The organism is Halomonas shengliensis (genome assembly GCF_900104135.1).
Classification (GTDB): Bacteria; Pseudomonadota; Gammaproteobacteria; order Pseudomonadales; family Halomonadaceae; genus Halomonas; species Halomonas shengliensis.
In genome coordinates, this window is the sequence record NZ_FNIV01000002.1 from 1 (window position 1) to 12,787 (window position 12,787).

The 12,787-nt window shown below is 67.8% G+C and carries 13 protein-coding genes; 4 read left to right on the forward strand and 9 right to left on the reverse strand.

Annotated elements, in window-relative coordinates; all coding sequences use genetic code 11:
• From BLP95_RS02640 to BLP95_RS02650, 3 genes are all read right to left on the reverse strand, one after another.
• Positions 1-335: dioxygenase (locus BLP95_RS02640; protein WP_281187366.1), on the reverse strand; the 335-nt coding region annotated here is incomplete at its 3' end.
• Between the two features lie 69 nt (positions 336-404).
• Positions 405-695: a muconolactone Delta-isomerase gene (catC, locus tag BLP95_RS02645; protein ID WP_089676903.1), complete on the reverse strand. Its 291-nt coding sequence runs from the start codon at positions 693-695 to the stop codon at positions 405-407.
• 82 nt (positions 696-777) lie between these two features.
• Positions 778-1,896 carry a muconate/chloromuconate family cycloisomerase gene (locus BLP95_RS02650; protein WP_089676904.1) on the reverse strand — a complete coding sequence of 373 codons (1,119 nt, stop codon included), beginning with the start codon at positions 1,894-1,896 and terminating at the stop codon, positions 778-780.
• A 102-nt stretch (positions 1,897-1,998) separates the two neighbouring features.
• On the opposite strand from BLP95_RS02650, the gene BLP95_RS02655 reads away from it, so the two are divergent.
• Positions 1,999-2,901 (forward strand): LysR family transcriptional regulator, encoded by a 903-nt coding sequence (locus BLP95_RS02655; protein WP_089676905.1) that lies wholly within the window; start codon positions 1,999-2,001, stop codon positions 2,899-2,901.
• 60 nt (positions 2,902-2,961) lie between these two features.
• Here BLP95_RS02655 and pobA read toward each other — a convergent pair whose 3' ends face one another.
• Positions 2,962-4,146, reverse strand: a complete 1,185-nt coding sequence (gene pobA, locus BLP95_RS02660; protein ID WP_089676906.1) for a 4-hydroxybenzoate 3-monooxygenase — start codon at positions 4,144-4,146, stop codon at positions 2,962-2,964.
• 161 nt (positions 4,147-4,307) lie between these two features.
• On the opposite strand from pobA, the gene BLP95_RS02665 reads away from it, so the two are divergent.
• The gene (locus BLP95_RS02665) at positions 4,308-5,204 is read left to right on the forward strand and encodes a helix-turn-helix domain-containing protein (RefSeq protein WP_089676907.1); all 897 of its coding nucleotides are present in this window, start codon (positions 4,308-4,310) and stop codon (positions 5,202-5,204) included.
• Positions 5,205-5,297: 93 nt separating this feature from the next.
• Here the strand turns inward: BLP95_RS02665 and BLP95_RS02670 are convergent, their stop codons facing one another.
• From BLP95_RS02670 to BLP95_RS02690, 5 genes are all read right to left on the reverse strand, one after another.
• Complete coding sequence (locus BLP95_RS02670) at positions 5,298-5,738, reverse strand: hypothetical protein (RefSeq protein WP_089676908.1); 441 nt, start codon at positions 5,736-5,738, stop codon at positions 5,298-5,300.
• Between the two features lie 143 nt (positions 5,739-5,881).
• Positions 5,882-7,171, reverse strand: coding sequence for a TRAP transporter large permease (locus BLP95_RS02675; RefSeq protein WP_089676909.1), 1,290 nt, complete (start codon positions 7,169-7,171; stop codon positions 5,882-5,884).
• Complete coding sequence (locus BLP95_RS02680) at positions 7,161-7,691, reverse strand: TRAP transporter small permease (protein ID WP_342670380.1); 531 nt, start codon at positions 7,689-7,691, stop codon at positions 7,161-7,163. Before BLP95_RS02680 ends, BLP95_RS02675 begins: the two co-directional genes overlap by 11 nt.
• Positions 7,692-7,694: 3 nt before the next feature.
• Complete coding sequence (locus BLP95_RS02685) at positions 7,695-8,726, reverse strand: TRAP transporter substrate-binding protein (protein WP_089676910.1); 1,032 nt, start codon at positions 8,724-8,726, stop codon at positions 7,695-7,697.
• 295 nt (positions 8,727-9,021) lie between these two features.
• Complete coding sequence (locus tag BLP95_RS02690; protein ID WP_089676911.1) at positions 9,022-10,911, reverse strand: FAD-dependent monooxygenase; 1,890 nt, start codon at positions 10,909-10,911, stop codon at positions 9,022-9,024.
• A 299-nt stretch (positions 10,912-11,210) separates the two neighbouring features.
• Here BLP95_RS02690 and BLP95_RS02695 point away from each other — a divergent pair, with 299 nt between their 5' ends.
• Positions 11,211-12,218, forward strand: a complete 1,008-nt coding sequence (locus tag BLP95_RS02695; protein ID WP_089676912.1) for a TRAP transporter substrate-binding protein — start codon at positions 11,211-11,213, stop codon at positions 12,216-12,218.
• 47 nt (positions 12,219-12,265) lie between these two features.
• A complete protein-coding gene (locus BLP95_RS02700) occupies positions 12,266-12,784 on the forward strand; it encodes a TRAP transporter small permease (protein WP_176760217.1) in 519 nt (172 codons plus the stop codon).
• Positions 12,785-12,787 lie beyond the last annotated feature (3 nt).

The following is a 12,787-nucleotide window of genomic DNA, read 5'->3' on the forward strand; positions in this document are numbered from 1 at the left end:
GCGACGTAGAGCGGACCCTCGATGGTGCGCGGGGTGCCACCGGTGCGCTTGGCCTCGGCGTCGATGGCGTCCTGGCGCATGTCCAGGAAGTGGTCGAAGCCCAGGCCCGGGGAGAGCAGGCCGAACTGGGTCTGGCTGCCCAGGGCGTTGAGCAGGTTGACGGCGGACCAGTACTCCTCCTGGGTGACATCGAAGTCGTCGATCAGCTTGAACAGGTCGGAGATCAAGCGATGCACGATCTGCTTGGAGCGCTCGTTGCCGCCCTCCTGGTCGAAGCCGGCGATGGTCTTCAGGAAGTCCTGGACTTCGGGGGTGTCGAAAATCTTCACGGTCATGATGGGTATCCTCTTGGAATCTCTTCTTCTACCCGTCAGCGACGGGAACTGGCGTGATTCATCCGTGACTCAGGAGTCGTCCTCGCGGATGGAGGACGGATGGCGGCACAGCGGCTTGACGCTGATCTCCATGTAGGGGAAGAGCGGCAGGTTGCTCACCAGCTCCTGCAGCTCGGCATTGTCCTCGACGTCGAAGATGCTGACGTTCGAGTAGCTGCCGGCCACGCGCCACAGGTGGCGCCACTTGCCCTGGCGCTGCAGGTCCTGGGCGTAGGCCTTCTCGGTGGCCTTGATCTCGGCGGCCTGCTCGGCCGGCATGGACGGGGGCAGCTTGACGGTCATTTCCACCTGAAACAGCATGGCTCGATCCTCCGGTTGTCGTGTCGTGTTCTTGCTTGCCGCGCTCGGCGGGCACGCCTGGCGCGATCTCCTGCGCGATGCCTCAAGAGCGGGCGTAGTGCGCCAGCTTGTCCTCATCCAGGGCGATGCCCAGTCCCGGACCGCTCGGCAATGCGACGCCAAAGTCATCGTAGGCCAGCGGCTCGGCGACGATGTCGTCCTTGAGCAGCAGCGGGCCGAACATCTCGGTACCCCAGGCCATCTCCGGCAGGGTCGCCCAGGCGTGCAGGGAGGCGGCGGTGCCGATGGTGCCCTCGAGCAGGGTGCCGCCGTAGAGGCCCACCCCGGCCGCCTGGGCCAGGTGCGCCAGCTCCAGCACGCCCTGCAGGCCGCCTGACTTGGCGATCTTCAGGGCGAAGGCGCCGCTGAAGCCGCCGGCGATCAGGTCGAGGCCGTCACGGGCATCCTGCACCGCCTCGTCGGCCAGCATCGGCACGTTGAAACGGTTGGCCAGGCGGATCAGGCCGGCGTGCTCGCGGGCAGGGATGGCCTGCTCGATCAGCTCGATGCCGGCGTCCTGCAGGGCCTGGATGCCGTAGACCGCGGTGGACTCGTCCCAGGCCTGGTTGACGTCGACGCGCACCCCGGCGCGATCGCCCAGGGCCTCCTTGATGGCAGCCACATGGCGCACGTCCTGCTTGACCGGGTTGGCGCCGATCTTGAGCTTGAAGTCGCAGTGGCGACGCTGCTCCAGGCGCAACAGGGCCTCGTCGATGTCCTTGGCGGTATCGCCGCTGGCCAGGGTCCACAGCACCGGCAGGTGCTCCTGACAGGCGCCGCCCAGCAGTTCGGCCACGGACAGCCCCAGGCGCTTGCCCTGGGCGTCGAGCAGCGCGGTCTCCAGCGCCGACTTGGCGATGGCGTTGCCGCGCGCGCTGCGGTTGAGGCGGGCACGCAGGGCGTTGAGGTTGCCGGAGGGCTGGCCGATCAGCAGCGGCGCCAGGTAGGTGTCGATGTTGGTCTTGATGCTCTCGGGGCTCTCGGGGCCGTAGGCCAGCCCACCGATGGTGGTGCCCTCGCCGAGCCCCTCGATGCCATCGGAGTGGCGCATGCGCACGATCACCATGGTCTGGCAGGCCATGGTGGTCATGGAGAGCTTGTGCGGACGGATGGTCGGCAGGTCGACCAGCAGCGTCTGGATGGATTCGATCACGGATGACATGGCGGCTCCCGCTCGGGTATTCGGTGATTGGGTGGCAGTTTGATTGCAGCGAGAAGACGTAACCAATATTGTTTGGGTGGCCCGCCATACCCTGGAGGTATCATGGAGCTGCGCCATCTGAGGTACTTCTGCGTGGTCGCCGAAGAGCTCAACCTGACCAATGCGGCCGAGCGCCTGCACATGTCACAGCCGCCTTTATCAAGACAGATCAAGCAGTTGGAAAAGGAAGTCGGGGCCGAGCTCTTCGAGCGCAGCTCCCGCGGCCTGCGCCTGACCCCCACCGGGCAGTTCTTCCGCCAGCACGCCCTGCAGATACTGGAGAAGGTGGATGTCACCCTGGAGGCCACCCGGCGCATGGCCCGAAGCAAGCGCAGCCTGTTCGGTATCGGCTTCGTGCCCTCGGTGTTCTATGGGCAGCTGCCGCTGCTCGTGCGCGATTTGCGACAAAAGGATAATGTCGAGCTGACCCTGGCCGAGCTGACCACGGTGCAGCAGATCCAGGCGCTCAAGGCAGGGCGCATCGACATGGGCTTCGGTCGTCTCAGGATAGACGACCCCGACGTGGAGCAGGAGGTACTGTTCGACGAGCCGTTGATCGCCGCCCTGCCCTGCGGCCATCCGCTGGAGGGTACCACCCCGAGCCTCGAGGAGCTGGCCCGCTACCCATTGATACTGTTTCCCGCCAAGCCGCGCCCGAGCATGGCCGACATGGTGCTGGGCCTGTTCCGCCGCAAGGCGCTCAAGGTGGAGGTGGTGCAGGAGGCCAACGAGCTGCAGACGGCGTTGGGCCTGGTCGCCTCGGAGGTGGGCATCACCCTGGTGCCGGAACAGGTCAAGCGCGTCCAGCGCGACGGCATCAGCTACGTCTACCTGGCCGATCCGAGCCTGACCTCCCCGGTAATCTGCAGCCGCCGTCGTGGCGAGCCCCCCTCGGCGGTGATGCAGGAGGCCGACGCCATCCTCGAGGTGCTGGTGGAGAACCGCCGCAGCGGGCGCTACCCCTGACGCGACGACGCCCCGGGACCGTCTGGCGGCCCCGGGGCGGCATGCGTCCGTGGGTACGACCTACCCCAGTGACTCGTAGGGCAGCCCCACGTAGTTCTCGGCGATGGTGGTCAGTCCCGCCTCGGAACTCGTCACGTAGTCCAGCTCGGCCTGCTGCATGCGGGTGTTGAAGTCCTCCTCCTCGGAGAACTTGTGCAGCATGGAGGTCATCCACCAGGAGAAGCGCTCGGCCTTCCAGATCCGCTTGAGGCAGGTCGCCGAGTAGTTGGGGATCAGGTCCGTGCGCCCTTCCTGGTAGACCTTCACCATCAGCCGGTAGAGGGTGTTGACGTCGCTGGCCGCCAGGTTGAGCCCCTTGGCCCCGGTGGGCGGCACGATATGGGCGGCGTCGCCGACCAGGAAGAGGCGGCCGTACTGCATTGGCTCCACCACGAAGCTGCGCAGCGGGGCGATGCTCTTCTCGATGGAGGGACCGGTGACCAGCTTCTCGGCCACGTCGTCGGGGATGCGGCGCTTGAGCTCCTCCCAGAAGCGCTCGTCGGACCACTCCTCGACCTTCTCGTCCAGGCCCACCTGGATGTAGTAGCGGCTGCGTGTCGAGGAGCGCATGCTGCACAGGGCGAAGCCACGCTCGTGGCGGGCATAGATCAGCTCCTCGGCCACCGGCGGGGTGTCGGAGAGCAGGCCCAGCCAGCCGAAGGGATAGACCTTCTCGAACTCCTTGATGCGATCCGCCGGGATCGACTGGCGCGAGATCCCGTGGAAGCCGTCGCAGCCGGCGACGTAGTCGCAGTCGAGGCGATGGGTCTCGCCATCCTTCTCGAAGGTGACGTAGGGGCTGTCGCTCTCCAGGTCATGGGGCTGGACGTTGTCGGCCTCGTAGATCGTGGTGGCACCGATCGACTCGCGCGCCTCCATCAGGTCACGGGTGACCTCGGTCTGGCCGTAGACCATCACCGTCTTGCCGCCGGTGAGCCCGGCCAGGTCGACGCGCACGCGCCGGTTGTCGAGGGCCAACTCGACGCCGTCGTGCACCTCGCCCTCCTCGTCCATGCGCCGGTCGACGCCCGCCTCGCGCAGCAGGTCCACCATGCCCTGCTCCAGCACGCCCGCACGGATGCGGCTCAGCACATACTCTCCGGACTTGCGCTCGAGGATGACGTTGTCGATGCCCTGGCGGCTGAGCAGCTGGCCTAGCAGCAGGCCAGAGGGGCCGGCGCCGATGATCGCGACCTGTGTCTTCATGGGAAACTCCGTGCGTTCGATCAGGGTGAACAAGTGTTCGCTATGTGGATTGTATTTTTCACTGAAAAACCGCCCCGCTTAAGGCAATATTGGCAGTGTTATCTGGACAATCCCAATATCATCCTCCATCTTTGGTCGAAGCCGTTCCCCGGGGAGGCCCCATGCCCGATGCCGCCGTTCCTGTCTTCAAGCTGTATGGCGAGACCCGCCATTGGCCCACGCCCGACCTGCTGCACTGCGAATCGATCCCCGAGCGAAGCCGCCTGCACGACTGGCGCATCCAGCCCCACCGCCACAGCGACCTGGTGCACCTGCTCCACCTCTCCGGCGGCGAGGTGGAGCTGGAGCTCGAGGGCAGCCTGCACCGCGGCCGCGCGCCACTGCTGATCGTGGTGCCGGCCCTGTGCATCCACGGCTTCCGCTTCTCACCGGACACCCAGGGCCACATCATCACCCTGGCCCGGCCCCTCGGCGAGGCGCTGGCGAACCGGCTGGGCGAGGCCGCCGCCATCCTCAACCGGGCGGCGCCCTACCCGCTTGGCGAGCCCCAGGCACGGCGCATCGCGCGCCTGGTCGCCCAGGTCGACGAGGAGTACCGCCACCCCGCCCCCGGCCGCGAGAGGCTGCTGGGCGCCCTGTGCGACGCCCTGGTGGTGGAGGCATCGCGCCTGGCCGCGCCGCCGGGCGATGCCGCCCGCCCCCCGGGCCCGCGTCGCGAGGCGCGCTCGCTGCGTCACCTGAAGCACTACCAGGCGTTGATCGAGCAGCAGTTCCGCCAGCAGCCCAGCGTCGAGCGCTTCGCCGAGCAGCTGGGCATGACCAGCGCCCACCTCAACCTGCTGTGCCGACGCCTGGCCGGGCGCAGTGCGCTACAGCTGCTGCACGAGCGCCTGCTGCTGGAGGCCAAGCGCCAGCTCACCTACACCAACATGACCGTCGGCCAGGTGGCCGACTCCCTGGGCTTCTCGGAGCCCGCCTACTTCACCCGCTTCTTCAAGCGGCTGACCGGCTTCTCGCCCCGGGACTTCCGTCGCCGCCAGCCCGAAACCGCCGACTGAGACGACTCCCCAAGTCCCCCGCAACGACGACGCCCCCGGCAGCCTTGCTGCCGGGGGCGTCGTGGGGGTGTGACCGAGGGCCGCTGGCGCGCGTCAGCTCGCCACGGCCATCGCCCTGTGCTCGAAGGCCGCCGCGTTGGGACAGAAGGCGCGGCACACCTCCCGGGACGCCCCGGCGCGCATCGCCTTCCAGCAGCGCCCCACCGCCGGGCAGCGGTTGCACACCCGCTCGAGCTCGGCATAGCCGCTCGGCTCGCCGTCGAAGGCCTCACGGGTCAGCGTGAAGCGGGCCATCATCTCGGGCATCAGGGTCTCGGCGGGGATCAGGTCGCGCTGGCCGGCAGCGTTCAGGGTGCGGGCCACCTCGCGCTCGAAGCCCGGTACCATTGGCGCCTTGAGGTCACGCACCAGGGCGCGGTACTCGACGCTTGCCTCGTGGCGCATGCCCTGTACCACCTGGGGCAGGCTCGCCTCGAAGAGCCGCTGTTCGAGTCGGGCCAGCCAGCCCTGGCCTTGGGTCTGCTTGTCGCTCATCTCGCACCTCCATCGGGCCCGCCGGCACCACCGGCCACCCATCGTCATTGGTCTGTGGTCAGCATGGCCCCATGCGTACCGGCTGCCAAATGAGGATTCGGCGCACCTCTATAACTCCATGGTTATGCCAATCCCCCTCGCCCCTACAGCAGGAACAGCGTGGTGAGCACCGGGAAGGCGATCAACAGCGCCAGGCGCAGGAAGTCCGAGACGATGAAGGGTGCCACCCCGCGGAAGATCTCGCCCAGCCCCACGTGGGGCGCCATGGCCTTGATCACGAAGACGTTCATGCCCACCGGCGGGGTAATCAGCCCCAGCTCCACGGTGAGCACCGTGATGATGCCGAACCACACCGGATCGATGCCCAGCGACTGAATGATCGGGAACACCACCGGCACCGTGATCACCAACATGGCGATGGCATCCATGAACATCCCCAGCACGAAGTAGAGCGCAAGGATGCACAGCACCACCACCAGCGGCGACAGCTCCATGCCGTAGAGCAGGTCGGTGATCGAGAAGGAGATCCGCGACACCGAGATGAAGTAGCCGAGCATCTCGGCCCCCACCAGCATGAAGAACACCACCGTGGAGAGCGCCAGGGTCTCCTGCACGCTGCGCCACAGCTCGGCACCGCGCATGCCCTTGGCCAGGGCGTAGAGCAGGGTGGCGAAGGCGCCGACGCTGGCCCCCTCGGTGGGGGTGAAGGCGCCGAAGTAGATGCCCAGGATCATCACCAGGAAGACCGCGAAGAAGGGCACCAGCCCCGTCAGCGAGGCCAGCTTCTCCCGCCAGGCCGTCGGCTCGCCGGCCACCGCCAGCGACGGCTTCAGGCGCATCACCACGGTCACCGTCAGCGCGTACATCGCAAGTCCCATCAGCCCGGGCACCAGGCCGGCCATGAACATGTCGCCCACCGACTGCTCGGTGAGGATGGCGTAGATCAAAAGCGCGATGGAGGGCGGGATCATGATCCCCAGGGTGCCGCCGGCGGCGAGTGCCCCGGTGGCCAGGCCGCGATGGTAGCCGTAGCGCTCCATCTCCGGCAGGGCGACCCGGGTCATGGTGCTGGCGGTGGCCAGCGAGGAACCGGAGATCGCCGAGAAGATGCCGCAGGAGCCCACCGCGGCGATGGCCAGCCCGCCCTTCCAGCCGCCGCAGATCACCCGGGTGGAGTGGAACAGCTTGCCGGCCATGCCGGAGTGGGCCGCCAGCACCCCCATCAGGATGAACATCGGCACCGCGCTGAAGCTGTAGTTGGAGAGCACCTCCACCGGCACGGTCTTGAGCTGGGCGATGGCGGCGTCCCAGCTGATCACCTGGGCGAAGCCCGCCACCCCGACGATCAGCATGGTCAGCGCCACCGGCACGCGCAGCGCCATCAGCAGCAGCAGCAGGCCCAGGCCGATGGCCCCGATCATCTCACTCCCCATGACTCACCTCCCCCTCGGCCCCGAACAGGGCACCGAGCAGCGCGTGGATCAGGGCCCGGACGCCCAGCAGCAGGCTGAGCACGGCGGCGGTGGTGTAGATCGGCCCCATCGGCAGCCGCAGGTCCTGGGTCACCTCGCCGTGGCGGGCCGCCGCGGCGGCGGAGTCCACCAGGCCGAGGCACAGGATCAGGCCGAGCGCCGCGAAGCCCAGCAGGTAGACGCCCTGCAGGCGGTGCTTGAAGCCGGGCGAGAGGCCGTGGGAGAAGGCCTCCACCACCACCTGGCTCTTCTCCACGTTGGCGGCCATGGCCGCCAGCAGAGAGCAGAGCATCAGGTAGCTGACCAGCTCGACGCTGCCCAGCAGGGTCACCGCCACCGCGCCGTCGCTGAGCCGGTCGAGGTAGCGCGTGGCCACGTCGACGATGGTCACTCCCAGCATCGCGATCAGGGCGACGCCGGCGATGACACGACAGACGAGGGCCAGCCAGTGGCTGGCCCTCTCCAGGATCGACCGCATCATCCCTTACCCCTGCTCGGCGGCGCAGGACTCGCTGGCGGCCAGCGCCGCCTCGTAGACCTGGCGACCCGGCAGGCCACGCTCCTCGAGCTCGGCCAGGTAGCTGTCGATGCCGGCCTGCAGCGGCTGCTGCCAGTCCGGATGCTCCAGGGGGTTCTCGATCTCACGGATGGTGTGGCCGGCGTCACGGGCCTCCTGCTTGCCCTCGACGTCCAGGCGGTCGAAGACCACACCGGCGTTCTCGGCCCAGCGCATGCCGGAGTTGGCGTCGATCACCGCCTGCTGCTCGGGGGAGAGGCCGTCATAGGTGCGCTGGTTCATGGTGGCCACGAAGATCAGCGTGTAGAAGGGCACCTCGGTGTGGTAGTTGACCAGCTCGTTGATGCGGAAGCCCTTCAGCCCCTCCCAGGGGAAGCTCAGGCCATCGATCACGCCACGCTGCATGGCGGTGTAGATGTCCGGCGCCGGCATGCCCACCGGGCTCGCCCCCATGTTCTCCAGCATCTCACCGGCCACCGCGGTGGGACGGCGGATGCGCAGCCCCTCGAGGTCGGAAGGCACCTGCACGTCGGTGTCGATGGTGTGGATGCCACCCGGGCCGGTGGTGAAGAAGAACAGCGGCCGGGTGTCGGCGTATTCCTCGTCGAGGTGGCCCTCATCGTAGAGGGTCTGCAGCACGCAGGCGCCCTGGGTCGCGGTGGTGGCCACCCCGGGCAGCTCGACGATCTGGGAGAGCGGGAAGCGCCCGGCGGTGTAGCCCTGGGCGGTGGCGCCGATATCGGCGATGCCGTTGGCCGCCGCCTCGTAGAGGGAGTCGGGCTTGGCCAGGGTGCCGGAGGGGAACATCTCCACCCGCAGCTCGCCGCCGGACTCCTCCTCCAGGGTGGCCGCCCACTGCTCGAAGATCTCCTGGTTGACCCCGGAGGCGCCGGGCCAGAAGTGCGCCATGCGCAGGGTGGTGGAGGCCTGGGCGGCGGAAGCGGCGGTCAGGCCGGCGATGGACGCGGTCAGCAGGCAGCGAGTCAGGACGCGTTTCATGGGAGTCCTCCGGGGCGTTGTTGTCATGGGCTTGGTGTCATGGACTTATCGAAAGTTCGCATCCCGAATACACGTTCGGGACAAGGGCAAGCTACCCCACTCTCGGGGCCCTGAAAAATGGACCTTGGTCTAGGATAGGGCGCCCGCCGGCGATACGCCCATGCCCCGACAAACGCAAACGCCCCGACCAGGACAAACCGTCAGTAAAGTTGGACGATTCGCATATTCCCGTCGAGGCGTCGTGTTTCCGGGCGCCCGAGCCCACCCCGGCAAAAGGCCGGAGGGCCGGCTCGGCTCAGTTGGGTTCCACCATGAAGCCGGAGAAGAAGGCGTCGAGCGCGTCGAAGCCATCCAGCGGCAGCACCAGGGAGACGTACTGGTCGGGGCGCACCACCACCAGGGCGCCGGCGCCGCGGTCGATGCCCCGCAGGTCGAAGATGTCCTGATCCGTCCCCAGCACCGGCGCATGGGCCTTCTGGTAGTCCTGCAGGCCGAGAGGCCCCTTGTGCGGCTTGAGCAGCGCGTGCATGTCGGCCCAGTCCACCTCGAGGTGGGACTGCTGGATGATGCCGTGGACGTCGAAGATGGCATCCGGATCGGCCCCCTTGGGCGTGAAGCGGCGGATCGGCGAGGCGTCGCTGGCCAGGTAATCCATCAGGGCGTTGAAGCGTGAGCTGGGGCTTCGCGGGTCGACCATGTCGGCGAAGGCGTAGAGCCGCCAGCGGCCGTCGGCACGATGCACGTGCCCCAGGTGCACCTGCTTGGCATCGCCGAGCCGGATCACCTCGGCGGAGTGGAAGCGGCGCCCGGGCGGGAAGCCGCTGGCCAGATGCAGGTGGCGATCGTCGCCCGTAAGCAGGGCCGGGGTGTAGTGGGTGGCGAAGCCGGCGGTGAACTCGCTGTTGGTGACGAACTGGCGCTGCACCTCGGCCAGCCCCTTCATCGCGGCCTCGGGGTCGTCGGAGTCCTGGGCGGCGCCGATCGCCCGCGACCAGCGGGTATCCATCTCGATCAGGTTCTCGGCGATGACATGGCGCTCATCGTTGTAGGTGTGCAGCAGGCTCGCCGGGCTGCGCCCCTCGAGCACCGAGATCAGTTTCCAGCCCAGGTTGAAGGTGTCCTGCATCGACACGTTCATGCCCTGACCGGCCTTGGCGGTGTGGGTGTGGCAGGCATCGCCGGCGATGAAGACCCGCGGGGTGCGACTCTCCACCTGGTCGTCATCGACGTCGTCGAACTTGTCGGTGACCCGGTGGCCGACGCGGTAGACGGAGAACCAGGCGGTCTCCTTCACCTCGAAGGTGTAGGGCGCCAGCACCGCCTGGGCCTTGGCCAGCACCTCCTCCTTGGTCAGCCAGGCGTCCGGGGCGATGTTGCCCATGTCGACGTAGAGCCGGACCATGTAGCCGCCCTCGCGGGGAATCAGCAGGATGTTGCCCGCCTCGGCGGACTGGATGGTGCACTTGAAGCGGATGTCCGGGAAGTCGGTCACCGCCAGCACATCCATCACGCCCCACGCCTTGTCCTCGCCGTGGCCCTGGGGCACACGTCCGATGGACTCGCGCACCACGCTGTGGGCGCCATCGCAGCCGACCACGTACCTGGCGCGCACCGTCTTCTCGCCCTCCGCGGTCTTGAGCCGGACCGTGACGCGCTCGTCCGGGTTCTCGGGGACCTTTACCTCGAGGGTCTCGTGGCCGTAGTCGACCCCCAGTCGGCTGGGCGAGTTGTGCATGTACTCGAGCAGGAAGTCGAGCAGCCGTGCCTGGTTGACGATCACGTGGGGGAACTCGGAGAGGCCGTCGCGCACGTCCTGGACGCGGCCGAGGCGGGTGATCCGCGACGTGTCGCCGGGGGCCGGCCCCCAGAAGTGGGTCTCGTTGATCCAGTAGGCCTCGGTGGTCAGCTTCTCGGCGAGGCCGAAGGCCTCGAACATCTCCACGGTGCGGCAGGCGATGCCGTCGGCGCGCCCCACTTCCAGCGGCCCGTCGGCCTTCTCCACCACGCGGGTGACGATCTCCGGGAAGGTCGACAGCTGGGCCGCCAACAGCAGTCCCGCCGGGCCGGTGCCGACGATCAGCACGTCGACCTCCTCCGGCAGCGGGCCCTGCACCTCACTGCGACCTTCGGCCACGGGCTGGATCCGGGGGTCGCCGCTGCGGTAACCGTCGAGGAAGTACTGCATCTTTCTTCTCCATCCCGCCTGTCGCGGGTCGTTGTTGGGGTCCATCAGGGGTCGGGGTCTGTCCGCTGCGGCAATCCGCCACGGCAATAATGATCAGTATTGTGATCAATATTGCGGCGAACAATACGACTTTCCGCCAAGGCCGCCCGTCGATGCCCCACCCTCGGGTCACGGCGACTCATCGCGATATCGACCTTCGGACCATTGCTCACTACTGTGATGATCACAATACTGACGCAGATCAAGGAGTGACCACTTCCTTGCCCATCGCCCCCGACCACACGACAAGCGAGCCGACAATGACAACCACCACACGCCACCCGCTGCGTCGCCCCCTGACCCTGACGCTGCTCTCCGCCTCCCTGCTGGCCGCCAGCGCCCCGGCGCTGGCCAAGGAGCTCAGGCTCGGCATGATCACGCCGCCCCAGCACATCTGGACCCAGACCGCCGAGAAGTTCGCCGAGAGCGTCGCCGAGCGCAGCGATGACGAGCTGAGCGTCGCGCTCTTCCCGTCGGGCCAGCTCGGCGACGAGTCCGCCATGTTCTCCCAGATGGAGACCGGCCTGCTGGACATGGGCATCATGACCGCGGCGCTGACCAGCCAGCGCGAACCCTCCATCGTCGGCTGGTTCACCCCCTTCCTGTTCGACAGCGTGGCGCAGGCCGCCAAGGCGACCGAGACCGAGGCCGCCCGGCTGATGCTGGACAACCTGGAGAGCAAGGGGTTGCACGCCTTCGGCTACACCTTCGCCGGCATGCGTCACATCCTGATGCGCGACCAGCACGTGACCCGCGCCGAGGATGTCGCCGGCAAGAACATGCGCATCATCCCCTTCGCCGCCATGAACACCTGGTGGCGCGCCATGGATGCCCGCCCCACCCCCATCAGCCTGCCGGACGTCTACCAGGGCCTGCAGAACGGCATGCTCGACGGCGTCGACATCGACCTGGACGCTCTGGTCGGCTCGGGCTTCTACGAGGTGGCGGAGTACCTGACCCTGACCAGCCACATGGCCTTCCCGGCCGTCTCGGTGATGAGCCAGGCGACCCGTGCCTCGCTCTCTGAGGAGGAGCGCGAGATCATCGACACCGCCATGCAGGAGGCCCTGGCCTGGGGCATCGAGGCGCAGATCGAGGCCGAGCAGCGCAACCTCGCCACCCTCGAGGAGCGCATCGACGTCTACACCCTCGAGGATGCCGAGGGCGTCTTCGCCGAGGCCAACCAGGCCTTCGCCGAGCGCTTCGGCGACCACCCGCTGATCCAGGCCTTCCAGCAGCAGGCCGCCGAGCGCCTCGCGGCCGAGTGATGCCACCGGGGCGCCGCCGCGCCCCGACGCGCACCGAAGGAGTCCCCATGCCGTCTCGACCCCTGACCTGGCTGAGCCGGGCGAGCCGCCGCCTGGCCGCGCTGGAGCAGGCGCTGTGCAGCCTGCTGATCGTGGCCTTCGGCGCCCTGCTGATCGCCAACGTCTTCGCCCGCTACGTACTCAACAGCCCGCTCTACTTCGCCAACGAGCTGGCGGTCTACATCCTGATCTGGATGGCCTTCCTGGCCGTCTCCATCGCCATCCACCATGACCAGCACGTGCGCCTGACCATGCTGGTGGGCCTGCTGCCGGCCCCCGCCCAGCGCGCCTGCTACTGGCTGACCGAACTGCTCTGCGTGGCGATGCTGGCGGTGATGCTGTGGTACGCCATCGGCTGGCTACGCTCGCCGTCGGTGACCTACGACATCGCCATCACCCTCGACTGGCCCAAGTGGCACTTCTACCTGATCGTGCCGATCTTCTGCGCCACCTCCCTCTTTCACCTTATCGCGCGCCTGCCCGACCGTTCCCGTACGGTCTTCAGCCTGCCCAGCGACGAGGAGTGACCC